At 73.1% G+C, this 24,934-nt stretch carries 24 protein-coding genes; 9 read left to right on the top strand and 15 right to left on the bottom strand.

Annotated elements, in window-relative coordinates; genetic code table 11:
- Positions 1–182: 182 nt before the first annotated feature.
- Positions 183–800 carry a hypothetical protein gene (locus ABEA87_RS29690; protein ID WP_345635196.1) on the bottom strand — a complete coding sequence of 206 codons (618 nt, stop codon included), beginning with the start codon at positions 798–800 and terminating at the stop codon, positions 183–185.
- Positions 801–837: 37 nt separating this feature from the next.
- On the opposite strand from ABEA87_RS29690, the gene ABEA87_RS29685 reads away from it, so the two are divergent.
- The 7 genes from ABEA87_RS29685 (at position 838) to ABEA87_RS29655 (ending at position 8,466) form a co-directional block, all read left to right on the top strand.
- Positions 838–1,689, top strand: a complete 852-nt coding sequence (locus ABEA87_RS29685) for a class I SAM-dependent methyltransferase (protein ID WP_345635195.1) — start codon at positions 838–840, stop codon at positions 1,687–1,689.
- 158 nt (positions 1,690–1,847) lie between these two features.
- The gene (locus ABEA87_RS29680; protein WP_345635359.1) at positions 1,848–2,834 is read left to right on the top strand and encodes a LacI family DNA-binding transcriptional regulator; all 987 of its coding nucleotides are present in this window, start codon (positions 1,848–1,850) and stop codon (positions 2,832–2,834) included.
- 349 nt (positions 2,835–3,183) lie between these two features.
- Positions 3,184–4,845 carry a ribulokinase gene (gene araB, locus ABEA87_RS29675; RefSeq protein WP_345635194.1) on the top strand — a complete coding sequence of 554 codons (1,662 nt, stop codon included), beginning with the start codon at positions 3,184–3,186 and terminating at the stop codon, positions 4,843–4,845.
- A complete protein-coding gene (locus tag ABEA87_RS29670) occupies positions 4,842–5,528 on the top strand; it encodes an L-ribulose-5-phosphate 4-epimerase (protein WP_345635192.1) in 687 nt (228 codons plus the stop codon). The genes araB and ABEA87_RS29670 overlap by 4 nt, the downstream gene beginning before the upstream one ends.
- A gap of 13 nt (positions 5,529–5,541) precedes the next feature.
- Complete coding sequence (araA, locus tag ABEA87_RS29665) at positions 5,542–7,059, top strand: L-arabinose isomerase (protein WP_345635190.1); 1,518 nt, start codon at positions 5,542–5,544, stop codon at positions 7,057–7,059.
- 130 nt (positions 7,060–7,189) lie between these two features.
- Complete coding sequence (locus ABEA87_RS29660; RefSeq protein WP_345635188.1) at positions 7,190–7,714, top strand: PadR family transcriptional regulator; 525 nt, start codon at positions 7,190–7,192, stop codon at positions 7,712–7,714.
- On the top strand, positions 7,711–8,466 hold the full coding sequence (locus tag ABEA87_RS29655) for an ABC transporter ATP-binding protein (protein ID WP_345635186.1): 756 nt from the start codon (positions 7,711–7,713) through the stop codon (positions 8,464–8,466). Before ABEA87_RS29660 ends, ABEA87_RS29655 begins: the two co-directional genes overlap by 4 nt.
- Positions 8,467–8,490: 24 nt before the next feature.
- Here the strand turns inward: ABEA87_RS29655 and ABEA87_RS29650 are convergent, their stop codons facing one another.
- A complete protein-coding gene (locus ABEA87_RS29650) occupies positions 8,491–9,705 on the bottom strand; it encodes a PP2C family protein-serine/threonine phosphatase (RefSeq protein ID WP_345635184.1) in 1,215 nt (404 codons plus the stop codon).
- Positions 9,706–9,772: 67 nt separating this feature from the next.
- A complete protein-coding gene (locus ABEA87_RS29645) occupies positions 9,773–10,087 on the bottom strand; it encodes an STAS domain-containing protein (protein ID WP_345635182.1) in 315 nt (104 codons plus the stop codon).
- Positions 10,088–10,315: 228 nt separating this feature from the next.
- Between ABEA87_RS29645 and ABEA87_RS29640 the strand changes: the two genes are divergently transcribed.
- Positions 10,316–10,681 (top strand): ATP-binding protein, encoded by a 366-nt coding sequence (locus tag ABEA87_RS29640; RefSeq protein WP_345635358.1) that lies wholly within the window; start codon positions 10,316–10,318, stop codon positions 10,679–10,681.
- Positions 10,682–10,699: 18 nt separating this feature from the next.
- Here ABEA87_RS29640 and ABEA87_RS29635 read toward each other — a convergent pair whose 3' ends face one another.
- Complete coding sequence (locus tag ABEA87_RS29635) at positions 10,700–10,999, bottom strand: DUF3618 domain-containing protein (protein WP_345635181.1); 300 nt, start codon at positions 10,997–10,999, stop codon at positions 10,700–10,702.
- The gene (locus ABEA87_RS29630; protein WP_345635179.1) at positions 10,996–11,439 is read right to left on the bottom strand and encodes a phage holin family protein; all 444 of its coding nucleotides are present in this window, start codon (positions 11,437–11,439) and stop codon (positions 10,996–10,998) included. The genes ABEA87_RS29635 and ABEA87_RS29630 overlap by 4 nt, the downstream gene beginning before the upstream one ends.
- A gap of 688 nt (positions 11,440–12,127) precedes the next feature.
- Here ABEA87_RS29630 and ABEA87_RS29625 point away from each other — a divergent pair.
- Positions 12,128–13,216: an LCP family protein gene (locus ABEA87_RS29625; protein WP_345635177.1), complete on the top strand. Its 1,089-nt coding sequence runs from the start codon at positions 12,128–12,130 to the stop codon at positions 13,214–13,216.
- 6 nt (positions 13,217–13,222) lie between these two features.
- Here ABEA87_RS29625 and galE read toward each other — a convergent pair whose 3' ends face one another.
- The 10 genes from galE to ABEA87_RS29575 all read right to left on the bottom strand — a co-directional run.
- A complete protein-coding gene (gene galE, locus ABEA87_RS29620; protein WP_345635175.1) occupies positions 13,223–14,377 on the bottom strand; it encodes a UDP-glucose 4-epimerase GalE in 1,155 nt (384 codons plus the stop codon).
- Positions 14,378–14,387: 10 nt separating this feature from the next.
- Positions 14,388–15,251 (bottom strand): TylF/MycF family methyltransferase, encoded by an 864-nt coding sequence (locus ABEA87_RS29615; RefSeq protein WP_345635174.1) that lies wholly within the window; start codon positions 15,249–15,251, stop codon positions 14,388–14,390.
- Entirely contained in the window at positions 15,248–17,260 is a 2,013-nt protein-coding gene (locus tag ABEA87_RS29610; protein ID WP_345635172.1) for a hypothetical protein, read from the bottom strand. The genes ABEA87_RS29615 and ABEA87_RS29610 overlap by 4 nt, the downstream gene beginning before the upstream one ends.
- 4 nt (positions 17,261–17,264) lie before the next feature.
- The gene (locus ABEA87_RS29605) at positions 17,265–18,578 is read right to left on the bottom strand and encodes a glycosyltransferase family 4 protein (RefSeq protein ID WP_345635170.1); all 1,314 of its coding nucleotides are present in this window, start codon (positions 18,576–18,578) and stop codon (positions 17,265–17,267) included.
- Positions 18,569–19,528 (bottom strand): glycosyltransferase family 2 protein, encoded by a 960-nt coding sequence (locus ABEA87_RS29600; RefSeq protein WP_345635169.1) that lies wholly within the window; start codon positions 19,526–19,528, stop codon positions 18,569–18,571. The genes ABEA87_RS29605 and ABEA87_RS29600 overlap by 10 nt, the downstream gene beginning before the upstream one ends.
- Positions 19,525–20,901: an O-antigen ligase family protein gene (locus tag ABEA87_RS29595; RefSeq protein WP_345635167.1), complete on the bottom strand. Its 1,377-nt coding sequence runs from the start codon at positions 20,899–20,901 to the stop codon at positions 19,525–19,527. Before ABEA87_RS29595 ends, ABEA87_RS29600 begins: the two co-directional genes overlap by 4 nt.
- Complete coding sequence (locus ABEA87_RS29590) at positions 20,898–22,253, bottom strand: glycosyltransferase (protein WP_345635166.1); 1,356 nt, start codon at positions 22,251–22,253, stop codon at positions 20,898–20,900. The genes ABEA87_RS29595 and ABEA87_RS29590 overlap by 4 nt, the downstream gene beginning before the upstream one ends.
- 109 nt (positions 22,254–22,362) lie before the next feature.
- A complete protein-coding gene (locus ABEA87_RS29585) occupies positions 22,363–23,673 on the bottom strand; it encodes a glycosyltransferase family 2 protein (protein ID WP_345635164.1) in 1,311 nt (436 codons plus the stop codon).
- The gene (locus ABEA87_RS29580) at positions 23,670–24,545 is read right to left on the bottom strand and encodes a class I SAM-dependent methyltransferase (RefSeq protein WP_345635162.1); all 876 of its coding nucleotides are present in this window, start codon (positions 24,543–24,545) and stop codon (positions 23,670–23,672) included. Before ABEA87_RS29580 ends, ABEA87_RS29585 begins: the two co-directional genes overlap by 4 nt.
- Positions 24,542–24,934: methyltransferase domain-containing protein (locus ABEA87_RS29575; RefSeq protein WP_345635160.1), on the bottom strand; the 393-nt coding region annotated here is incomplete at its 5' end. The genes ABEA87_RS29580 and ABEA87_RS29575, both read right to left, overlap by 4 nt.

The following is a 24,934-nucleotide window of genomic DNA, read 5'->3' as shown; positions in this document are numbered from 1 at the left end:
TGAGGCGGTGCGACTGGGGCACGCCGGCGCGACTGGGGTGAGGCGGACCGGCTGGGGTACGGCGCGCTCTGGGCGCCCGGCGGCCGGGGAGACTCGCTGGCCGCCGTGATGGCGATCATCCGTGCTACCGAACGTATCCGGGTGGCTACCGGAATCCTGACCGCGGCGCCCGCCGGCCGCCGTCAGATGAACAGGTCGGCCATGGTGGACGCGTACGGGATATCGATGATGAAACGCTGTGGCCGTCCGGCGGGATACCGGACCGGCACGCGTGCGAACAGTTCCACCCTCTTGGTGAAATGAGCGGACGGTGTGACGACGAACCTGTACTGCCGCTCGCCGGCGTGCTCGCCGGCGGCGTCCTCCCACTCCACCACGATGTTGTGGGAGCTGCCCCCTCTCGGTCCGTAGAAGGATCTTGTCCATCGGACCGTGGCCGTGGCGCTTTCGGTGCAGCCGCGCAGCCGCAGCCGCATCATCCAGCCGCGGGCCTTATGGCACACGACTATCCCGCCGAGGACGCCGGAGATCCCGAAGACGGCGAGCACGATTCCGACGTTGTGGCCGCCGTCCAGCCGCGGCAGGAGTTCGTAACCCAGGTAGCCGCCGGCGAGCATGCCGGCGAACCAGATGCCGCTGAACACCACGAGCTCGATGAGCAACCACAACAGTCCGATCCCCAGCCGCTTCCCCCCGCGGCGCGGGTACGCCGGGCCCTTGGGCGTGGCGCGCGACGCCGCCGGCCGACCCGGCGCGGGTCGGGTGCGGATCCAGGGTCCGGGGCGGGAACGCTTGCTCATTTGATCATCATCCACCATCGCCGCGACCATCGGGTTGATGGGCGCGGGCGACCACGTGGCCGGGCTCGTCGATGCGATGCACGCGGATCCGCATAATGGCGTGATGACCGAGGCGGTGGCCACCGGGCGGGTGGCAGTGGGCATCGAGCCGGAGGATTACGACCGCGCGCACAGCGGACTGCACCACAGCCCGCTGATGCGCGAGCTGTGGGCGCGGGCCATGGGCGACGAGTACCCGAGCCAGGTGGAGCCGTTCAGTTCGTGTTCGTGGTGGGTGCTCGGTCGGGCGGTGGCCGGCCTGCGGCTGCGGCCGGACGGGGTGCTCGTCGACCTCGGCTGCGGCCGGGGCGGCCCGGGGCTGTGGCTGGCCCGCGCGCTGTCGGCGCGGCTGGTCGGCATCGACTTCAGCGCCGCCGCGGTGGAGTTGGCCGCGTCGCGGGCGCCCGGGTTCGTCGCACCCGGACGGGCCGAGTTCCGCCGGGCGACGTTGGCCGACACCGGGCTGCCCGACCGGTACGCGGACGGCGCGGTGAGCATCGACGTGCTGCCGTTCGCGCCGGACCGCCGGGCCGTGCTGAGGGAGGTCCGGCGGATCCTGGTGCCCGGCGGCCGGCTGGTCGCGACCGTGCGCGAGCGCCCCGCCGGCGAGGACGGCTGGGCGGTGCTGGCGGCCGAGGCGGGACTGGAGCTTGAGTCGTCGACCGTCCACGTGGGACACGACGACTTCTGGACGCGACTGTACGCGCTGTGGGAGGAGCACGAGGCGGGGCTGCGCGCCGAGGTCGGCGACGCGGCGACGGACAACTTCCTGCGCGAGGCGGCCGGGTCGCGGACGTCCCCCCATCGCGAGCGTCCGCCGCTGCTCCTGGTGCTGCACCGAACCGACTGATCGTCTGATCGACCACGCACGGCCATCCGCGGGTAAGGTGCGTTTCACAGGCAAGCCGCGTCGCGGCCGGCGGCCAACCGGCCCGGCGATGCCGCGCGGCGCGCGCAGTTCCGCACAGAGCGAGGGCGCACATGGCCAGAGGTTCCCGCGAGCCGGCGATGACCGACGTGGCGAAGCTCGCGGGCGTGTCCCACCAGACGGTGTCCCGGGTGCTCAACGACCACCCCAACGTCACCACCCAGACCAGGTTGCGGGTGCACGCGGCCATCACCGAGCTGGGGTACCGGCCGAACCGGGCCGCACGGGCGCTGGCCACCGGCCGGTCACAGGTGATCGGCGTGGTGGCGCAGAGCTCCACGCTGTACGGCCCGACCGCCACGCTCACCGCGTTCGCGCAGGCCGCCGTGGCGCACGGGTACACGGTCAGCGTGGAGAGCGTGCGTACCCTCGACGAGAAGCCGGTCACCGACGCCATCGACCGCCACCTCGATCAGCGGGTGGCCGGGCTGGTGATGATAGCCCCGGTCGAGTCGGCCGAGGCGGCGCTGGACGGGGTGCCCGAGGGTATTCCCCTGGTCGCCATCGACGGGGATCCCCAGCGCGCCACCGAGCTGGTCATCGTCGACCAGGAGGCGGGCAGCCACGCCGCCACCCGGCACCTGCTGGACGCCGGCCACGGCAGCGTGTGGCACGTGTCCGGCCCGCCCGACTGGTTCGACAGCCGCCACCGCGTCGCCGGCTGGCGGCGCGCCCTGGCCGAGGCCGGCGTGGAGGCGCCGCCGGTCATGCAGGCCGACTGGTCGGCCGCGTCGGGCTACCGCGCGGGCCAGGTGCTCGCCCGGATGAACGAGGTCACCGCCGTCTTCGCCGCCAACGACCACCTGGCCCTGGGCATCATGCTCGCGCTGCACGAGCGGGGCCGGCGGGTGCCCGACGACATCAGCGTGGTCGGGTTCGACGACGTGCCCGAGTCGGCGTTCTACATTCCGCCGCTGACCACGGTGCGCCCGGACTTCGACGCCGCCGCCGCGGCAAGCCTCGACCTGCTGCTGGCGCAGATCTACTCGGGCATGCGCAAGGGACAGCGCCGGGTGATCCCACCCCGGCTGGTCACCCGCCGCAGCGTCGGCCCACCACCCGGGTGAAACCGGCGCAAACCGACCGGACCCTGGGAATTCATGGAGGTAGTTGTTAGCGCACTACAAACCCGAGTCAGTGGGGACGGTGGCGACCGCGGGTCGGCCCCGCGGCGACCAGCGCTGTCCGGCGAACGGCCGGGTACGCAGGTGGGGACGGTCGGGCAGCTCCGGGGCCCGGTAATCCCGCGCCGGAATCGCACCGGTGTGCCGCGACCGCGAACGGGCTCGAATCCCACCATTGACACCCCTGATGTTAGCGATCACAATCTGACGGGACATTGGAGCGCGCCACGGGATCGCGTTCGGCCGGGCGCGGGCGGGCCGACCGTCCCGCGAGATTTCGCAAGGAGATGCGGTGGCTGATGCTGTCCCTGTCGTCGTCGGTATCGACTTCGGCACACTGTCCGGACGCGCGGTGGTGGTACGTACGACCGACGGTGCCGAGTTGGGCCAGGCGGTGCACGAGTACCGGCACGCCGTGCTCACCACGGCGCTGCCCGACGGCACGCCGCTACCCCCGGACTGGGCCCTACAGGTGCCCTCGGACTACGTCGACGTGCTGCGGCACGCGGTGCCCCGGGCCCTCGAGGCGGCGGGCGTAGACCCGGCCGACGTGGTGGGCGTCGGCACCGACTTCACAGCGTGCACCATGGTTCCCACGCTGCGTGACGGCACCCCGCTGTGCGAACTCGACGGGCTGGCCGGGCGCCCGCACGCGTACGTGAAGTTGTGGAAGCACCACGCCGCGCAGGGCCAGGCCGACCGGATCAACCGGCTGGCGCACGAGCGCGGCGAGCCGTGGATCGCGCGGTACGGCGGGCTGATCTCCTCGGAGTGGGAGTTCGCCAAGGCGCTGCAGATCCTTGAGGAGGACCCGGACACCTACACGCGCGTCGAGCGCTGGGTCGAGGCCGCCGACTGGATCGTCTGGCAGCTGACCGGCGAGTACGTGCGCAACGCCTGCTCCGCCGGGTACAAGGGCATCCTGCAGGACGGCGCGTACCCGAGCCCGGAGTTCCTCGGGACGCTGCACCCGGGGTTCGCCGACTTCGTGACGACCCGGCTCGAGCAGCCGATCGGAACGCTCGGCACGGCCGCCGGGCGGCTGTCGGAGGCCGCCGCGGCGTGGACCGGCCTGCCGGCCGGCATCGTGGTGGCGGTCGGCAACGTCGACGCGCACGTGACCGCCGCGGCCTGTGACGCCCTGCGTGCGGGCCAGATGGTGGCCATCACCGGCACCTCGACGTGCCATGTGGTCAACGGGGACGAACCGCTGCAGGTACCCGGGATGTGCGGCGTCGTGGACGGCGGCATCGTGGCGGGGCGCTGGGGGTACGAGGCCGGGCAGAGCGGGGTCGGTGACATCTTCGGGCACTTCGTCGAGCGGTTCGTGCCGGCCGACTACACCGAGGCCGCCGCCGCCCGGGGCGTGTCCGCGCACGAGTACCTGACCGAGCTGGCCTCGGTCCAGCACCCCGGCCAGCACGGACTCATCGCCCTGGACTGGCACTCGGGCAACCGGTCGGTGCTGGTCGACCACGAGCTGTCCGCGGTCATGGTGGGCGAGACGCTGGCCACCCGGCCCGAGGATGTCTACCGGGCGCTGATCGAGGCGACCGCGTTCGGCACCCGTACCATCATCGAGACCTTCCGCAACGCCGGCGTCCCGATCACCGAGCTGGTCGTCGCCGGCGGGCTGTTGAAGAACAGCATGATCATGCAGATCTACAGCGACGTCACCCGGATGCCGCTGTCGGTCATCGAATCCGACCAGGGACCGGCGCTCGGCTCGGCGATCCACGCCGCGGTCGCCGCCGGGGTCTACCCCGACGTGCCGTCCGCCGCCACCCTGATGGGCCGCAGGAAGCCTGCCGTCTACGTACCGGACGAGGCGGCCGCCGAGGTCTACGACGCGCTGTTCGCCGAGTACACCACCCTGCATGACTACTTCGGTCGCGGCGCGAACGACGTCATGCACCGCCTACGCCACATCGCCCGGACGGGAGCCCAGCGATGACCATCGCTCAGGATGTCACCTCACAGATCACCCGGCTCCGCCAGCACGTCGCGGACCTGCACCGGGAACTTCCCCGCAACGCCCTCGTCGTGTGGACCGCGGGCAACGTGTCCGCCCGGGTGCCCGACGCCGACCTGCTGGTCATCAAGCCCAGCGGGGTCGGCTACGACGAGCTGTCGGCCGACAACATGGTGGTCGCCGACCTGGACGGCAACCTGGTCGACGGCGCCTACAAGCCCTCGTCCGACACGGCCGCGCACGCCTACGTCTACCGCCACATGCCGCACATCGGCGGGGTGGTGCACACCCACTCGACGTACGCGACCGCCTGGTCGGCCCGCGGCGAGGCGATCCCGTGCGTGCTGACCGCGATGGCGGACGAGTTCGGCGGCGAGATCCCGGTCGGGCCGTTCGCGCTCATCGGCGACGACTCGATCGGGCGGGGCATCGTCGAGACGCTGAGCGGGCACCGCTCCCCCGCGGTGCTCATGCGCAGCCATGGCGTGTTCACCATCGGCCGCTCCGCCCGGGACGCGGTCAAGGCGGCCGTGATGTGCGAGGACGTCGCCCGCACCGTGCACATCGCCCGACAGCTCGGCACCCCGTTGCCGATCGAAGAGCATCACATCGATGCGTTGTACGCGCGTTACCAGAACGTGTACGGCCAATCCCAACCCGCCTAACAGGAGAACCGCGATGGCACCCGGCGACAAGCCCCAACTCTGGTTTCTGACCGGCAGCCAGCACCTCTACGGTCCCGACACGCTGCGCCAGGTCGCCGAGCAGTCACAGCAGATCCAGCGCGCGCTGCAGGAGTCCTCGGCGCTGAGCGTGGAACTGGTCTGGAAGCCGGTACTCACCGACTCGGCGGGCGTGCGCGGCGTCATGCAGGAGGCCAACAACGACCCCACCTGCGTGGGCGTGATCGCGTGGATGCACACGTTCTCGCCGGCGAAGATGTGGATCACCGGCCTGGACGCGCTACGCAAGCCGCTGCTGCACCTGCACACCCAGGTCAACTCGGCGCTGCCGTGGTCGACCATCGACATGGACTTCATGAACCTCAACCAGGCCGCGCACGGCGACCGCGAGTTCGGCTACGTGCAGACCCGGGTCGGTGCGGTGCGCAAGACCGTGGCCGGGCACGTGTCGGACCCGACCGTGGCGGCGCGCATCGACGGGTGGGCGCGGGCCGCTATCGGCCGGGCACACCTCGACGGCCTGCGGATGGCACGCTTCGGCGACAACATGCGCGACGTAGCGGTGACCGAGGGCGACAAGGTCGAGGCGGAGCTGCGGTTCGGCCTGTCGGTCAACACGTACGGCGTCAACGACCTGGTGGCCGTGGTGGACTCCGTGGAAGACGCCGCGGTGGACGCGGTCGCGGCGGAGTACGCCGACTCCTACGTGCTCGCCCCGGAGTTGGCCCGCGAGGGCGCCCGGCACGAGTCGCTGCGCTACGCCGCCCGGATCGAGGCCGGGCTGCGCCAGTTCCTGGACGCCGGCGGGTTCGGCGCCTTCACCACCAACTTCGAGGACCTGGGCGGCCTGCGCCAGCTGCCGGGCATCGCCGTGCAGCGGCTGATGGCCGACGGGTACGGCTTCGGCGGCGAGGGCGACTGGAAGACCTCGGCGCTGCTGGCCACGATCAAGGCGATGGGCGCCGGGCTGCCGGGCGGGACCTCGTTCATGGAGGACTACACGTACCACTTCGGCCCGGGCGAGCCGAAGATCCTCGGCGCGCACATGCTGGAGGTGTGCCCGAGCATCGCCGAGAGCCGGCCGAGCTGCGAGATCCACCCGCTGGGCATCGGCGGCCGGGAGGACCCGGTACGGCTGGTGTTCAACGCAGCGTCCGGCCCCGCCGTCGTCATCGGCCTGGCCGACCTCGGCGACCGGTTCCGGATGGTGGCCAACCAGATCGAGGTGGTACCGCCGGACGAGGACCTGCCCAACCTGCCGGTCGCCCGCGCGGTGTGGAAGCCGGCGCCGTCGCTGTCCACCTCGACCGAGTCCTGGCTGACCGCCGGCGGCCCGCACCACACGGTGCTCACCCAGTCGGTGGGGGCCGAGACCCTGCGGGACTTCGCCGACATGGTGCACACCGAGATGCTGCTGATCGACGCGAACACCACCACGGCCGACTTCGCCGACCGGATCCGGTGGAACCAGGCCTACTACCGCCTCGCCCAGGGCCTGCCCGGCCGCGGCTAGGGCTGCTCGCCCGGGCCGTGGCCGCCGTCGCGCGGTGGCCACGGCCCGGTCCCGTACCGCCGGCACGCGCCGGGCTCACCCGTTCCCCGAGCTATGTACGCGAGGTATACCCTCAGCGTATGCTTTCGCCATGAGTGTTCCACTGACCCTGCTTGGGCTGCTCGAACGCGAACCGAGCCACGGATACGACCTCAAGCGCGACTACGACACCTTCTTCGGCCGGGGCAAGCCGCTGCCCTTCGGCCAGGTCTACGCCACCCTGGGTCGCCTGAGCCGGGACGGCAAGGTCGTGGTGGGCGAGGTCCAGCCCGGCGAGGGCCCCGACCGCAAGCGCTACGTCATCACCGAACTCGGCGCGACCGAGGTGCAGACCTGGCTGGCCGAGCCGGTGGAGCCGGAGCCGCACCTGCAGACCGTGCTGTTCGCCAAGGTGACCCTGGCGCTGATGCTGGGCCGGCCCGCGGGGAAGTACCTCGACGCCCAGCGCGGCGCCCACCTGCGGCGGATGCGTGAGCTGACCGAGGTCAGGCGCGGCGACGACCTGGTCGACTCGATGCTGGCCGACCACGGGCTGTTCCACCTGGAGGCCGACCTGCGGTGGATCGACATGACCGCGGCGCGGCTCGACGCCCTGGCGCGGGTGGTGCGCCGATGACGGGCACCGGCAATCCCCGCACGGGCCGCGACGGCGGCGCGAGCAACGGCACCGGCCGGTCCGGCCCGCGCCCCATCGTCGAGGCGCGCGACGTCGTGCTGTCCTTCGGCCAGACCCCGGCGCTGCGCGGGGCGAACGTGTCGGTGGCGGCCGGAGAGATCCTCGCCATCATGGGCCCGAGCGGGTCGGGCAAGTCGACTCTGCTGCACTGCCTGGCCGGGATCCTGGTGCCCGGCTCCGGCGAGGTCTGGTTCGACGGCGCCCGCGTCGACACGATGGGCGAGACGCAGCGCAGCACCCTGCGCCGGGAACGCTTCGGGTTCGTGTTCCAGTTCGGCCAGTTGGTCCCCGAGCTGACCGTGGAGGAGAACGTCGCCCTCCCGCTGCTGCTGGGCGGGGTCCGCCGGGCCGAGGCGGTGGCCCGGGCCCGTACCTGGTTCGAGCGGCTGGACCTGTCGGGGTTGGAGCGGCGCAGGTCCGGGGAACTGTCCGGCGGGCAGGCCCAGCGGGTCGCGCTGGCCCGCGCCCTGGTCGCCCGGCCCGAGGTGCTGTTCGCCGACGAGCCGACCGGCTCGCTCGACTCGCTGACCGGCGAGCAGGTCATGGACCTGCTGGTCGGCACCGCCCGGCAGGAGGGCACCACGGTCGTCCTGGTCACCCACGAGCCCCGGGTCGCCGCGTGCGCCGACCGTGAGGTCGTCGTCCGGGACGGGAGGGTGACCTCGCTGGTGCCGGGTCAGGTCGGCCCCTGATCCGTGCCGAGAGCCCCGGGCGGCCTATCCGTCGAGGCGGATGGCGAGCACAGCGACGTCGTCCGCCGGGGACTCGTCGCCGATGAGAGCGTTCATCACGCGGCCGCACACCTGATCGACGGGCTCCGGCGTCACCGCGGGCAGCAGGGCGGCGACGCCCTCGTGGAACGGGCGGGTGCGGCGTTCCACGAGCCCGTCGGTGTAGAGGAAGATGACCTCGCCCGGACTCAGCGGCACCGTGACGTTGTGCCGGCACGCGTCGGGGTAGGCGCCCAGCGGCGGGTCGGCCCGCACCTCGATCGACCGCGCGGGCCGGTCGGGCTCGGCGAGCACGGGTGGCGGGTGCCCGGCGACCGACAGGGTCAGCCGCCGCAACGACGGGTCGATCACGGCGTAGGCCACGGTAGCCACGGCGTCGGGCTCGAAGAGCTGGATCTTGCGGTCGAGGCGGGTCAGCACGTCGGCCGGGTCGTCGGACTCCAGGGCGTACGCGCGCAGCGCGCTGCGGATGCGCCCCATCACGACGGCGGCGCGCAGCCCGTGCCCGGCGACGTCGCCGATCACGACGCCGACGTGGCCGGAGGGCAGGGCGAACAGGTCGTACCAGTCACCGCCCACTCCGACCTGGGCGCCCGGAACGTACCGGGCCGCGACCTCCAGACCGGCGAGGACCGGCAGCGCGGCCGGAACCAGGCTGCGTTGCAGGGCGACCGTGGCGGCACGGTCGATGCTGGCGACCCGGGCCTGGGTGGCCAGGCTGGCCCGGTCCGCGACCCGCTGCAGCAGGTCGACGTCGTCGTCGGTGAACGCCCGGGGAGTCAGCGTGCCGACGTGCAGGACGCCGACCACCCGCCCGGAGGTGATCATCGGGACGCCGAGGAGCGAGGTGATCCCCTTCTCCAGCAGCAGCGGATTGACGACCTTGGTCTGGTCGACGCGCTCGATGCGCACGGGCCGGCCCAGTGAGGCGATCTGCCCGGCGAAACCCTGGCCCACCGGCAGGCGTACGCCCTGGCGGACCTCCGCCTCGATGCCCCGGGCCGCCGTAGCGACCAGGTACTGGCCGGAGTCGTCCAGCAGCAGGACGGCGGCGGTGTCCACCTCCAGGATCTCGCGGACCCGCTCCAGCAACTCGACGAGCAGATGCTCGACGTCCAGGTGGGACAGGCCGGCGTCGGTGACGGACTCCAGGCGACGAAGTCTCTCGTCGCGGTCCGAGGTCTCCAGGCCCACCGTCACGACCCGAATGTTAACCGGCCGGAACGCGCAGGGCGCTGCCGCGCCGAGCCGGCGGTCGGGCGCACGGTCAGGGTCGGCCGGCCAGGTGCTCCCACACGCCGGTGATGTTCAGCACCTCGCGTACCATGTCACGAGCAGCCTCCACCCGGAAGGTCTTCTGGCGGTCATCGGCCAGCCTTCGGCCCTTGAGCAGTGCGCTGATCCCGCTGGAGTCCAAAAAGGTCACCCCGGAGAGATCGATGATCAAGGACGCCACGTCCTCCGCCTCGACCGAGGCGGCAATCTCCTCCTGCAGCGCGTCGACCGTGCTCAGGTCGACCTCGCCGGTCAGCGACAGGCGTGTCGTATCGCCAGACCGGCTTGCGGAAACGGACAGATCCATCGCCCCTCCTGTGGTCACGGCGGCCCGGGCCCCGGGTGGGCCACTGGCGCGAGTCGCGGTCGGGGTCATTTTAGATACCCCCGCGGCGCATCCGGCGGCCGCAACCCCCACCGCGAACCCGCGTCTCGAGTTGCGCCATCACGGGCGGGGGGTTGAGGGTAGAGCGGAAGGGGGGTCGGGGTCAGCGTGGCAACGGAAAATGCGAGCAGACGACAGCCGCCCGTGGCGATGCGCCTCCTGACCGCAACCGATCTCGATCGGGTACGTCAGGCGGTAACCAGCGCCACGCGCCACGCCGGACTGGACGGCGACCGGGCGACCCGGCTGACCCTGGCGGTCAATGAGATCGCCACCAACGCCATCCGGCACGGCGGCGGCTCGGCCGGCATCGTCATCCGCGCGACGGACGGCCGAATCGAGGTCGAGATCGAGGACAGCGGGCCGGGCATCCCGCCCGGTGTGACGGCCACCCGGCCGGAGCCGGAGGCCACCGGCGGCCGGGGCCTGTGGCTGGCCGATCAGCTGTGCGACGAGATGCAGGTGCGCACCGGCCCGACCGGCACCCGCATCTGCCTCGTCATGAGGATCCGCTGAGGCCCGCCCCCGGGACGCTCACCGGCGCCGTCGGCGGGCCGGCGCCGCGGGCGCCCGGCCGCGGCTGACGGCGACGCTGATCCCGATCAGCAGCACCGCCCCGCCGGCCAGGACCAGCGCCAGGCGGCGCGACCGGCGGTCGATCCGCACGCCGGCGCGGTGCATCCGGGTCGTGAGCCGGGCCTTGATGTCCGCCTTCGCGGCCAGCGCGCCGACCGTCTCGGCGAGTTCCTGCCGGGTCTGCTCGATCCTCCTGCGCAGCGCCTCGTTGTCCGCCGCCCCGCCGACGAGCTTCCCGGTGCGTACGAGGTCGCTCACCGCGGCTCCCCCTGATGAGCGGCGGCCGACCGTAACGCTTCGGCGTCGGCGCGCAGCGACGAGGTGGCGGCCTCCGGTACCGGTGGGGGTACCCGCCGCAGCTGGCGCCGGCCCGCGAGCCCGAGCATCCCGGCCAACAGCACCAGCAGCCCACCGAACGCCAGCGCCGCACCCCAGTCCGGAATCACCCGCGCGATCAGCAGGACGACCCCGGCCAGCACCCCGAACAGGCCGTAGAGCCCGATCACGCCGGCGGTGCCGAACAGCCCGGCGCCGATGCCGGCGTGCTTGGCCTTCACGGTCAGCTCGGCGCGCGCCAGCGCCATCTCGTCACGCACCAGGCTGGACAGCTGCCCGGACGCCCGCCGGACCAGCTCCGCCGTTGACAGCGACTCGGTCCGTTGCTCGCGGGGCGACCCGCTGTGCGACAGCGGCGTCATGGTGGTGATGACCTCGAGGCGCCGGATCCCCGCCCCCCGCGACCCGCCGGCCTCCCGCGACCCGCCGGTTTCTCGGGGGCCGCCGGTTTCTCGGGGGCCGCCGGTTTCTCGGGGGCCGCCGGTTTCTCGGGGGCCGCCGGTTTCTCGGGGGCCGCCGGTCGGTGACCCGGCGTTCCCTCGGGAATCGCCGGCGCCGGCGGAACCATTGGCCCCACCGGCATCTGGCGCCTCGTGAGAATCGTTCGATCCCAGCGAGTCAGGAGCCCTGTCCATGCCTCTGACTGCCCGCGTGTCGACCCGGGTAAACCGGCGCCGTTCCGGTCCGCTGGGCGCCCGCGCCGACCCCCGCACGCTCCAGGCCCGAGGCGGGCTCCGCCAGGGCCGAGGCGGGCTCCGCCAGGGCGGGCTCGGCCAGGGCCGGCTCCGAAGTCGGGGCCGGGACCGGGGCGGGGGCCGGCCGGGACCGGCGCGGGGCGCGGCCCACCGGGTCCACATTCGACAGTTCTCGCGGCGGTTTCCACGCGTGGCGGGCGATGCCGCGACCCTTCCGACCCCGTACCCGAGAAGGCCCCACGTATCGACGGCCAGTCTGGCCATATGTCGATTATGGCCCGTTTTGGCGGTATTTCTTCGTACCATTGCCGAGATGGCGAAGTGATTCCGAAGGGGCGGGATGAGAGACACGGCCGTGGATGACACCTCCCCCGCATGGCAGGACCGGGGCCGGCATCACCAGGGCCGGCATCACCAGGGCCGGCATCGCGTGACCCGCGAGACCCGCGCGAACCTTCCGGAACCGGTCGGACACTGGAAACGGGCGCTCGTCGTCCTCCTATCCCTGCTCCTGTTGTTCTGCGGCGGGCTGGCGACCACGGGGTACCTGCTGATGCACCACTACGAGGGACGCGTGTCCCGCGAGGATCTGCTGGGCCCCGCGCGGCGCCCCGGCACCGACGGTCAGCCCGACTCCGGGCCGCTCAACCTGCTCCTGCTCGGCTCGGACTCACGGGCCGGCGAGCCGGACCAGGACGAGTACCCCGGCCAGCGATCCGACGCGGTCATGCTCATCCACGTCAACCGGGACCGCGACGAGGCGGCGGTGATCTCCATCCCCCGCGACAGCTACGTCTACGTGCCGGCGTCGGGCAGCGACTGGTCGGGCGGGATGAACAAGCTCAACGCCGCGCTCGCGCTGGGCGGCGCGCCGCTCGCCGCGCAGACGGTCACGAGGCTCACCGGGGTGCAGCTCAATGGCGCGCTCATCGCCACCTTCTCCGCGACCCGGGAGATGGTCGACGCCGTCGGCGGCGTGGACGTGTGCCTGCCGTACACGGTCACGTCCACCGACACCAAACGGGTGTGGCCCGAGGGCTGCCACCACCTCAACGGCGACGAGGCGGACGACCTCGCCCGCCAGCGCCACGACCTGCCGGACGCGGACCTGTCCCGGATCCACGACCAGCAGCTGATCATCCAGGCGATCGCCAGAAAGGTCACCACCGGCAAGCTGCTGACCAACCCGTTGCAGCTGAGCAAGCTGGTCTCCACGGCGGCCGGCGCGCTGGTGGTCGACAAGGACCTCGACCTGACGAAGCTCGCCCTCGCGCTTCGCAAGATCAAGCCGGCGAACGTGCGGTACGCGACCGTGCCCTATTCGAACCTGGACCTGCAGACCCCGCAGGGCTCGGCGGTCGAGTTGGACGAGGCGAAGTCCAAGGCGCTGTTCGCCGCCGTCCGTGATGACACCGTGACGGGGATGCTGTCGACCAACCCGTAGCGCCGATCAGCGCGGTTCGGCCGGACCGGCGGGGACGGACGACGCGGCGGGGACTGCCGGGGCCGCGGGAACTGCCGAGGCGGCCGGGACGGTGCCGGCGCCGTAGCCGGTGGGGTGCAGCCGCTGAAACCGCCACGCGTCGCGGCACATGGCCGCCAGGTCGCGGGTGGTGCGCCAGTTCCACTCCCGGGCCGCCCGGCGCGGGTCGGCCACCAGCGCCGTCACGTCGCCGTTGCGCCGCGACCCGATGGTGTACGGGATGGGTCGGCCGCACGCGACGCCGAAGGCGTCGATCAGCTCCAGTACCGAGGTGCCCACCCCCGTGCCCAGATTGACCACCCGCACTCCCCCGCCCGTCCGGTCGAGGTGCTCCAGCGCCACGCAGTGCGCTTCGGCCACGTCCATGACGTGGATGTAGTCCCGCACCGGGGTGCCGTCCACCGTCGGGTAGTCCGCGCCGTACACGCTGACCCGGTCGGCCCGACCGACCGCCACCCGCATCAGGTTGGGCATGACGTTGCCGGCCACGCCGCGCGGCGCCTCACCCAGCAGCCCGCTCTCGTGCGCGCCGATGGGGTTGAAGTACCGCAACGCGCTGACCGTCAGCCCGGCACTGCTGCGGCACGCCTCCACGAGGATCTGCTCACACATCCACTTCGAGACGGCGTACGGGTTGGCCGGGCGGGCCGCGCAGTCCTCCGCCACGGGTACCGCGTCGACGTCGCCGTAGATCGAGCAGGACGAGGAGAAGACCAGGCGCGGCACGCCGCGCTCGCTCATCGCCCGCAGCAGGCCGGTGATCCCGCCGATGTTGTTGTCGAGGTACTCCGTCGGCATCTCCCAGGACTCCGCGACGGCCTTGCGCGCGGCCAGGTGCATGACGGCGTCGATCGGGTACCGCCGGAACACCGCGGACAGCGCGGGCCGGTCGCGCAGGTCGACCCCGTGCGCCGCGACGAGCGGGCGCCCGGCGAGCTTCTCCACCCGGGTCAGCGCCAGCGGCGAGCTGTTGGTGTAGTTGTCGACGACCACGACCTCGTGGCCACGCTCCAGCAGCGCCACGCACACGTGGCTGCCGACGAAGCCGGCCCCGCCGGTCACCAGGACCGTCATGCGCCGCCCGGCGCGGGCCGGGACCGCGGGCGCCAGTTCTGCTGTCATGATGGCCCGGTCAGCCGGTGCGCTGCCAGTAGCGGCAGGTCCAGTCCACCTGGTGCAGTTCGTCGGTGATGCCGTGCTCGGCCCGGAAGTCGTCCACGGCCTCCTTGCATCCGCGCACCGCGTGGTAGTCGTCCACGATGACGTACCCGCCGACGGACAGCTTCGGGTACAGCGAGCGCAGCGCGACCATGGTGGAGTCGTAGAGGTCCCCGTCCAGCCGGATCACCGCGAGCTTCTCGACGGGCGCCGCCGGCAGCGTGTCGGCGAACCAGCCCTGCAGGAACCGCACCCCGTCGTCGAGCATCCCGTACCGCCGGAAGTTGCGCTTGACCTCGTCCAGCGACACCGCGAGGAACCGCTCCCTCCACAGCGCGTCCTCGACGTCGGCGGTCCTCGACGGGTCCGGCTCGGGCAGGCCCCGGAAGGAGTCGGCGACCCACACGGTCCGGTCGGCCGCCCCGTAGGCCCTCAGCACGGCGCGCATGAAGATGACCGAACCGCCGCGCCACACGCCCGTCTCGATGACGTCGCCGGGCACGCCGCGCTCGAGCACGTCCACGACGCACTGCTGCAGGTTGTCCAGCCGGCGCAGCCCAACCATCGTCTCCGCCTGGGGCGGCCAGTCCCGGCCCTGGGCGCGCGCCTCGGGCTCGAACGGGTACCGCAACACGAGCTCGAAGCCACGCTGGTGCAGCAGGCGCTTGCCGCGCCGGTAGATCGCCGCGTGCACGGTCCCGCTGCGCGGGTGGTACGGCATCCACGTCTCCCCGAACAGGTACCGGGTGAGCGTCTTCTTCAACAGGTCGCAGTACAGCTCGCGCGGATCGTCGCGCTCGATCCCGGTCACGCGTACCTGGGACAGTGCCTCGCTCATGCGAACTCCTTCGGCTGATACGGCTCCGAGCGGCGCGCGTCCGGCACCGATCGGTTCGCGGTGTACTGCCACGGCTGATCGGCGGCCGTCCAGCCGCCGGCGTACGACTGGTCATCGCCGGACGCTGCCGCGGGCGCGGGCCCGGCCGGGGAGGTGAACTCCACGGTCTCGCTCAGCAACGCCTCGAACGGGGCGGACAGGGCGTCCACCCGGTCCCTGCGCCGGTGCTTGGCGGCCCGCGCCGGGTCATCCCAGTCGCCGGTACCCGCGCCGACCGGCGGCACCGAAATCGGCGGCACGGCCGTCGGCCACGCGGCGGGTGGCGGCACGGCCATCGGGCCGCCGGCTGACGGTGCCATCGGCGCCACGGGCGGCAGTGCCATCGCTGGCGGTGCGGCGACCGGAGCCGGCGCGGGCGCCGCGGGGGCGCGTCGCCGCGGACGGGCGGTCGGGGCCGGCGGCGCGACCGGAGTCGGTTGGGCGGCCACCGAAGGATCGGTCGGCGCTGCCGGCTCGGCGTTCGTCGCCCGGTGCCCGGCCGACGCGCGCCGGCGCCCGCCCGAGGGCGCCGCCACAGGAGCGGGCGCGGCGGTGTGCTGCGCCGGCACGGGCAGGAACTGCGGGGGCACGGACTGCGGCGGTACGGGCACCAGTTGCGCCGGTACCGGCGTGGCCAGGCCGTCCTCGGAGTACTGCTCGCCGATCCCGTCACTGGCCAGGTCGACAACCACCACCCCGGCGACCGGCACGTTCAGCCGCCGCACGAGCATGGCGGCGCGCAGCGCGTCGGCGCGGCGGGTCACGCCGGTCTGCACGACCAGCAGCACCCCGTCGGCGTGCCGGGCCAGCGTGGCCAGTTCGGCCCCGGCCAGCACCGGCGGGGCATGCACGATGGTGACTGCCTCGTCCTGGGCGACCGCGTCCATGAGCACGCCTACCTGCCGGCCGGTGACCGGCTCCTCCTCCGGGCGCTTCTGCTTCGGGCCGGCGACGATGACGGACAGCGCGCTCGAGCCGGGCAGCAGCCGCGGCGCGGTCTCGCCGGCCAGCACGCCCTGCAGCGTGCACGGGGCCGCCTCGGGGAAGTGCCCGCCGATGCCGGGCCGGCGCGGCTGGCCCTCGATCAGGGTGACCCGGTCGTGGTCCTGTGCCAGGGACAGCGCCAGCAGCGCGGACACCAGCCCCTTGCCGTCGTCGTCGTGCACGCTGGTCACCAGCAGCCGCCGGCGTGGCAGGGGCGAGGTGAGCACGCTGATCGCCGCCACCGTCGCGCTGACCGCGTCGGCCACGCTGCTGCGGGTGTACAGCACGCTGGCGTTGTGCCGGGCGTACCGGCGGGGCAGGCGCGGCAGCACGCCCAGCAACGGCAGCCCCAGTTCCGCCCCGATCCGCGCCGGTCTGCGCATCCGGTCGTCGACCCGGCCGCTGAGCCTGGCCAGGCCGAGCCCGGCCAGCAGCCCGGCGAACGCGCCCAGCGCGTCATTGAGCTGGGGGTTCGGCGACGTCGGCCGCTGCGGCGGGCTCGCCCGGTCGATGAACTTCGTGGTGACGTTGCCCCCATCGCCGATCTGCAGCACGCTGAAGCGCTCCCCGGCGGCCTCGGTCGCGGCGTTCGCGATGGCCGCGGCGGTCCCGCCGTCGACGGCGGTGGCCTTCACCGTGATGATCTGCATGCCCTGCTGGTACGTGCCGGTGAGGTGCCCCACGACGGCGCCGGGTGCCAGCCTCAGGGCGCGGGCGGTGTCCAGGGCCACCTCGCGCGACTGGGCGAGCTGCGCGACCGTGGGCGCGAGGTTCTGGGCGAGGGCCAGGTCGGGAATCTTGGCCTTGGTGGTCGGATCGAAACCGCTGGCGGTGATGACCATCGAGGCGCTCGCCTCGTACGTCGCCGGCATGTAGTTGGTTACCAGTTGCGCGGCGGCCAGCCCGATGATCAGGCCGAGTGCCGGCACCACGGCGCGGCGCCGGGCCGCGCGCAGGGTCGCCTTGACATTGAAAGATCTGCTCATGAGGTCATAACCGTTCGGTCCGCCGACCCCGCGGACGCGGTGCCGGCTGTTGCTGTGTTTTCGGTTCTTGGTGTGCCGGGTCGACGCGGTGCGCCAGGTCGGCTTCGGGTCTCGGTTGCACTTCGGGTCCCGGTCTCGTTTCGGGTCCCGGGCCTTTCTCGGGCAGGTGCGCCGGAAACGCCAGGCCCCGCCAGACGTGGCACAGCCGGTCCGCTATGCGATCCCAGCTGTACCCGGCCGCTCGGGCGACGCCGCGGGACGACAGCCGTTGGGCCAGGTCGCGATCGTCGCGCAACCGGGCCAGCCGGTCGGCCAGCGCGGCCGGGTCGCCGGCGGGGAAGGACAGCCCGGCGTCCCCCATCACGTACGGGATCTCGCCGACATCGCTGCCCACCACCGGCACCCCGCAGGCCATCGCCTCGACCAGCACGCGGCCGAACTGCTCACGCAACGGGATGCCTATCCACGGCACGACGTTGCGCTGCACCACCTCGACGGAGGGCAGGGCCAGCGCGTCCATCCGGGCCAGCAGGCCGGGCAGCTCGGCGTGGTCCACCCAGGACCGCAGCGTGACACGGCCCCGGCCACGCCGGGCCGCGGCGCGGCCGACGTCGCCGGCCAGGCTGCCGTCACCGATCACCAGCAGGTCGCAGTCGAGCAGCTCGGTCGCGTCCAGCAGGTCCCGGATCCCCTTGTGCGGCTCCAGCCGCCCGACGAATCCGGCGGTGAAACGCCGCGACCGCGCGGGGCGGGGCGCCGGGCGGCACGGGCTGAAGACGTCGGTGTCCACGCCAAGCGGAACGATCGTGGCGGCACCCCGGTAACCCTTGGCCCGCAACACTTTCAGCGCGGACGGGGTCACCGGGAAGGTGTGGTCGACGGCGCCGTACGCGCGCTGTTCGAGCAACGAGAACGGGACGGGGAACCGCATCACGATGTTCTGCGCGGCGTACAGCGTGACGGGCGTACCCGGCCAGTGCCGGCGCAGCAGCCGGATGACCTGCCAGGTGCTCAGATACGCGGCCTCACCGATGACGTGCACCACGTCGGGGCGCCGGGACGCGAGCAGCCGCCCGGAGCCCGGGCCCAGCAGCACCGAGGCCATGTGCCCGGTGCGCTCCTCGCCCAGCAGGTGGCGTACCCGGTGGTAGCGCAGCCGTTCGCAGCGCCCCGCGTGCCGGCTCAGGTCGCGGTCGGTCAGCTCCGAGATGTCGGCGGCGAGCACGGTCAGCGTGATGTCGGGGCGCCGGCACAGCGCGGCGAACAGCGAGGTCCAGTGCTCGGTGCGCTTGCCCGCGGCGGTGATGACTACGTGCATGGCGGCACCTCCTGCGGCTCGGGCGTGGCGGCGACGGCCAGCCGGGTGATCTGGCTCCAGGCCCGTACCCGTGCCGTGGCGCTGCGGGGCGCCAGCGGCAGGCGGGCTCCACCGATCGCCATGCCGATCAGCGCCCGGACGATGACGGCGGCCCGGACGGCCCGGAATTCCCGGCCGCGGTGGCGGGCGAAGTACAACAGCATGCTGCGGTACAGGTGCGGCCAGGTGCGGGTGGGATCGGGGCTGCTGGCGCCGCCCACGTGGAAGGCGGACACCGCGGGCAGGTAGACCACGTCGGCACCGCGCTGTCCGGCCCGCAGGCACAGCTCCTCGTCCTCGTAGTACAGGAAGTAACGCTCGTCGAGGCCGCCGATCGCCCTCAGCAGTTCGGTGCGCACGGCGAGGCAGGCGCCCGACAGCCAGTCGACCCGGACCGGGCCGCCGTCGCGTCGGCAGGCGTCGTAGGCGCGGCGGCGGTTCACGCCGCAGAGCATCCGCCGCAGCGCCACCGGCATCAGGCTGCCGCCGAAGCGGGACGCCAGCACGCTGGCCAGCGACTCGAACGGGTGCGCGCTGATCGCCACCCGTCCGTCCGGCCCGATCAGCCGGGGCCCGGCGATGCCCACCCCGGGGTCGGCGGCCACGGCCCCGACCAGTTCGCGGGCCGTGGCCGGCGGCAGTACGCAGTCGGGATTGACCAGCAGGACCACGTCGGAGTCCACGGTGGACAGTGCCTGGTTGACCGCGACCGCGAAGCCGGTGTTGACCGGATTGGCGATCACCTTGACGTCGGGGAACTCGCGGTCCAGCAGCCCCAGCGTCCCGTCGGTCGACGCGTTGTCGACGACCCGCACGTCCAACTCCGCCTGGCACAGCGCGGTCAGCGAGGTGAACAGGTGCGCCTCGGAGTTGTGGGTGACCACTATCGCGGCGGCGTCCGGCCGGTTCACATGATCACCCCCGCTCCGGGTGCGGGAAGCGATCCCGCCCCGGGCGACCCCGGCGGCGTCCAGGCGTGCCGCGGCTCGCGGTGAGGCCCCGCCCGCTCGGGTCGCACCGGCTGCCCCTGCGGGACGCGTGATCCAGCCGTCAGCAGCGTCAGGGCGGGCAGCAGGCCGAGCTCCCAGTGCCCGTCGGTCGGCGCGGAGAACAGCGCCGCCGCGAGGAACCCGCAGGTCAACGCCGCGAAGGCGAGCGCCATGCCGTCCCGCCGGGCCAGCCCGGCCGGTATCGTGCGCAGCACCGGCCACACCACGGCGACCAGCCCCACCAGCCCGGCGTTGGCCAGGATGGTCACGTAGTACGCGTGATAGACCGGCCCGACGTGCACGATGCTGAACCCGTCGAGGTAGGTGTCCGGTGTGGACTGTCCCAGCCCGGCACCGAAGAACGGCCGGCCGGCGAACACCCCGAGCCCGACGGACGACTCCGGCAACCGGTACCCGGAGGAGGCGTGCAGTTCCGGAGCGATGGCCGCCGACCGGCCGCGCAGCGCGGACGACACCGCCAGCGCACCCAGCAGCAGCACCATGGAGGTCACCGCCACGCTCACCAGCCCGCGCCGGATCACCGGGCCCCACCTCAGCAGCATCACCAGCAGAGTCAGCCCGCCCGCCAGCCACATGCCCCGGAACGAGGCCAGCACCACGTCGGACAGGAACAGGGCCGCAACCCCCAGGGCGGCGGCGCGACGCCAGCCGCGGGTCTGGCCGGCCACCACGATCAGCGGGGGCACCGCGATCAGGGACACCAACCCGCCGTGCCGCCCGGGGCTGGTGAAGCTGAGCACGGTGATGACCCCGGCCGCCGAGGCGTACAGGATCGCCGCCGCGCGCAGCCGGGCGGGCGTGGTCAGGGTGTAGGTGGCGAGGAAGAAGTAGAACGGGATGATGCCGATCTGGTAGGTGGCCACGGCCACGTGCCACGGGCTGTTCCCGACGGACAGCCCGTAGACCGCGCCGAGCGCGGTGAGCAGGCCCAGCGTCACCATGGCGGCGTCCGCGCTGGTGCGCTGGGGACGCTGTTCCTGCGGGTACAGCAGCCGGCGGGCGAGCACGGCGGCGCCACCGGCACCGACGATCACCAGGTGCATCGCCACGTTCCAGCGCACCGAGAGACCGCCGAGGCTGTAGCCGGCCACGGTCCCGCCGATGATGCCGGCCGGCAGGATGGCCGCCGGCCACAGCGTGAAGCCCACCCAGCACAGGACGATGCCCGCGCCCAGCGCCCCGATGGTCCCTGGGATCGACAGCCGCAGGGCGGCCATGGCCAGTTCGAGCAGTACGGCGGCGACCGCCACCATGACCAGTCCGCGCGCCCTCACCGTGCCGCCCCCAGCCCATCCAGCAGGCCGCGCAGCTGCTCGCCACGCACCGACCAGCTGTTGCGCTCGGCCACCGCGCGCCGGCGCGCCACCTCCTCCGGGCGGCCGGCCGAAACCAGCGCCCGCTCGACGGCGGCGACGAATTCCGGTGCCGTGGCGGCGAGCAGGATCGGGGCGTCCAGGGCCGCCAGCGCCGGGATCGGGGTGGCGACGACGGGCTTGCCCATCGCGAGGTACTCGTAGCACTTCTTCGGGTGGACGTAGTCCACGAGCCCGCCCACCCGGTACGGGATCACCCCGACGTCGCAGCCGCGCAGGATCGCGGGCGCGTCGTCGAACGGTACGGGGTCGTACAGCCGCACGTTGGGCAGGCCGGCAAGCGGTGCCCGGCCGGCCCGGGTCGACGGGCCGACGAGCAGAAACGTCCACTCCGGACGCAGCCGGGCCACCGCCGCGACCAGGTCGGCGTCGAACGCCCGGGTGTCCACGGCGCCGAGGTAGCCCAGCACGGGACGGGGAAGGTGACGCAGCCACGGCGTCGTCGGGCCCTGGAGCGTGAACCGGGTCGGATCGCAGCCGTTGGCCAGCACCACCGCCGGCCGGCTCGCGGTGGGCAGCCGCTCGGGTAGCGCGGAGGACGAGGCGAGTACCAGGTCGGCGGCCCTTACCGCGGCGCGCAGCCCGGCCCGCAGGTGCCACCGGTTGCACCGGCGCGAGAACGTCCAGTCCAGGTCGGTGGCGTCGTACACGACCGCGGCCTCGTCGAGATGCCCGATCGCCGGTGCGGCGAGGTCCTCGTCGATCCACAGCAGCCGGGTTCCGGGCCGCCGGTCGAGCCACCGGCGCAGCACGGCCGCGGCGACCCACCGGTTGAGCCGGTTGACCGGCGGCAGCCACCGGCCGGCGGGCAGCACCGCGGGCGGGGTGACGTACCAGATGCGGTCGGCGGCCTGCCGCACAGTGGTGCGCCAATTCGCGCCGAGCCCCGGTGGGTCCACGAACAGCACCCGGCGGTCGCCGGCCAGCTGCCGGGCCAGCGCGTGCTGGCGGTGCGCGCCGACCCGCCACGGGGTCCCGCTGAAGATGACCACCCAGCCGCCGGCCGGTTCCACGGGCGCGGGGCGGGTCGCGGGCACCGGCCGGGTCGCGGGCACCGGTGCCCGCCCGAGTACGGGTGCCCGCCCGAGTACGGGTGCCCGCCCGAGTACGGGAGCCCCGGGCAGCGCTGCCCGCCCGAGTACCGCTGCCCGGCCGGGCGCGAACCGGGGCGCCGGCTGGGCGGTATGCGCGGGCGGCATCGCCGGCGCGGGCTGCATTGCGGGCGCGGGCGGCATCGCCGGCGTGACAGGCATCGTCGGTGCGGGCAGCATCGCCGGCGTGACAGGCATCGTCGGCGCGGCCGGCATCGCTGACGCGGGTGCCGTTGGCGCGGATGCCGCGGTGGCGGCGCGGTCGAGGTCGTTAGTCATCGGATCGTCCCGGTGCGGAGTCGGGTGCGCCGGCGGCCAGTACGACGTCCTCGCCGAGGCGGTCGATGACCGCGATGGCCCGGCGGTCGTCGACGCGCAGGGTCCGGGCCCCGGCGTGACGGTCGAGGAAGCGGCGCAGCGCGGCGGCGGCGATCCGCTGGTTGAGCCGGTTCACCGGCGGGAGCAGGTGGCCGAGCGGCAGCGCGACCGGCGGCGCGGCGTGCCACACCGACGGGCCCGCGGGCCGGATCTCGGTCCGCCAGCGGGTGCGCGGACCGGCCGGGTCGACGAACAGCACCCGGTGGTTCTCGGCGGTCGCGGCCGCCACCGCCGGGTGCCGGCGCACGTCGCGGGGGCTGGCGTCGGCGAACAGCACGAGCCAGTCCCGCACGTCCCCGTCGGGCAACGGCCCGACGTCGCCGCGCAGGGCCGCGCGCAGGTCGCCGAGGCCGAGCTGCACCGGGCGGCCGGCCACCCGCTTGACCACGTAGTCGGCGAGCAGCACCAGCCGGAACACGGTCAGCCGGTACCGGGGCTCGGTCGCCTCCAGGTAGCGGACCAGGCCGCCGAGCAGCTGCCGGGACCGGATGGTCGGGCCGAGCAGGCGGCAGGAGGCGCCCCGCTCGTGGGTGACCACCGCGTCCGGGATCATCCACAACTTGCGCCCGGCGGCGGCGAGCTGCCGGGCCAGGATCGCGTCGTTCCAGTACACCGGGAACCGCTCGTCGAAGACGTGATCCGCGGCGAGCGCGTTGCGGCGCAGCAGCATGCAGCTGCCCGAGGCCAGCAACCGGGGCCGGGAGAAGTCCTGGCCACGCATCTGGAACGTGTGCAGTGCCCGGCGGAACCCGGGTACGTGCCGCAGCACGGTCAGCAGCGCCAGCGACGCGGCGAAGCTGGGCAGCGCGACGTAGTGCTGCTGGAACGTGCCGTCGGGGTTCAGGTACAGCGGGCTGACGCCGGCCGCGCCGGGCCGGTCGCGCAGGAAGGCCACCATCGTGGTCAGCGCGCCCTTGTGGAACCTGACGTCGCTGTTGAGCAGCAGGATGAGTCGGCCGGTCGCCCGCCGGTACGCCTGGTTGACCGCCTCGGCGAAGCCCACGTTGCGCTCGTTGCGCACCAGCCGCACCCCCGGGTACCCGGCGAGCATGTCCGCCGAGCCGTCCCGCGATCCGTTGTCCACGGCGATGACCTCGCAGCGCAGCCCGTCGGTCACGCCTTCGGCGAGCGAGTCCAGGCAGCGCCGAGTCTCCTCGCGGGTGTTCCAGCTGATCAGCAGCACCGACACGTCCGCCCGGCTCATCGCGCCCCGCCCTTCGCGTCGTCGTCCCGCCGGGCGAACACCCGCAGCAGGTCGCCGAGCCAGGGGTGGCGCACGCTGGGCGACCGGCTGGCCGCGGTGTCCGCGATGAACAGTTCGCGCGCGTGTGCCCATCGGGGCAGCGCGCGCCAGTAGAACCGGGAGAACACGGTGTCGTGGCCGCACATCCGGAAGCCGCAGTCCTCCAGGATCTGGCGCAGCGTCACCGGCGAGAAGTGCCAACGGTGGTACGCGGGCGCGATGGCCGGCCACGCCGTGCCCAGCCGCCGGGCGCCGGCCGAGGCGATGTTCGGCACCTCCAGCGCCAACCACCCACCCGGAACCAACGCCTCCCGCGCCGCACCCAGAAACGCCCGCGGATCCTCCACATGCTCCAACACATGAAACGCACACACCACATCCACCGGCCGCGCAGCCACGAACGACTCGAAACACCCCCGCACCACCGGCACACCCAACCGCTCACGCGCGAACCGCGACGCCACCTCCGACACCTCAACCCCCGACGCGTCGACACCCGCCCGACGCGCAGCCTCCACAAAGAACCCACCCGCCGAACCCGCCTCGACCAGCGAGGCCGGCCGCACCCGGGACATCAGCCAGCGCAGCCGTCGCGCCGACTCGAAGCGCCGCTGCCGGGCCTCGTCGAAGTAGGCGCGGTACCCGTCGGTCTGGTAGTACGCCTCGTCATACAGTTGCTCGGGCGGCGGCAGGCGGTCGGCCGTCCACAGGAACCCGCACGACACACAGCCGGACAGCAGGCCGTCCAGCGCGGGCTCGGGCTCCTTGTCCGCCCCGCACACCACACAGCGCACGATCTCGCCCTGGCGGATCGTCTCCTGGTCAATCGTCATCGCATCCGCCGATCGGTTCGAGGCAGCCGCGCCACGACCCGCAAGAGGTCGCCGAGGCTCGGGTGGGTCAGCCGGAGGCAGCCGGTGCCCGTCCAGTCGGCGGGCAGCAGCCGGTGCACATGGCGCAGCCGGTACCGGGCCGGCATGTAGTAACGGAAGAACGTGGTGTCGTGCCGCACGATGTGGAAGCCGCACTGCATCGCCAGCCGGATCAGCGACTCCGGAGTGAAGTGCCAACGGTGGTGCTCCGGCTGCAGCCCCTGCCACGCCGTGCCCAGCCGCCGGGCGCCGGCCGAGGCGATGTTCGGCACCTCCAGCGCCAACCACCCACCCGGAACCAACGCCTCCCGCGCCGCACCCAGAAACGCCCGCGGATCCTCCACATGCTC

Source organism: Rugosimonospora acidiphila, from assembly GCF_039543385.1.
Classification (GTDB): Bacteria; Actinomycetota; Actinomycetes; order Mycobacteriales; family Micromonosporaceae; genus Rugosimonospora; species Rugosimonospora acidiphila.
Note: the sequence above shows the minus strand (reverse complement) of the source record. Positions and strands in the feature narration are given on the sequence as shown.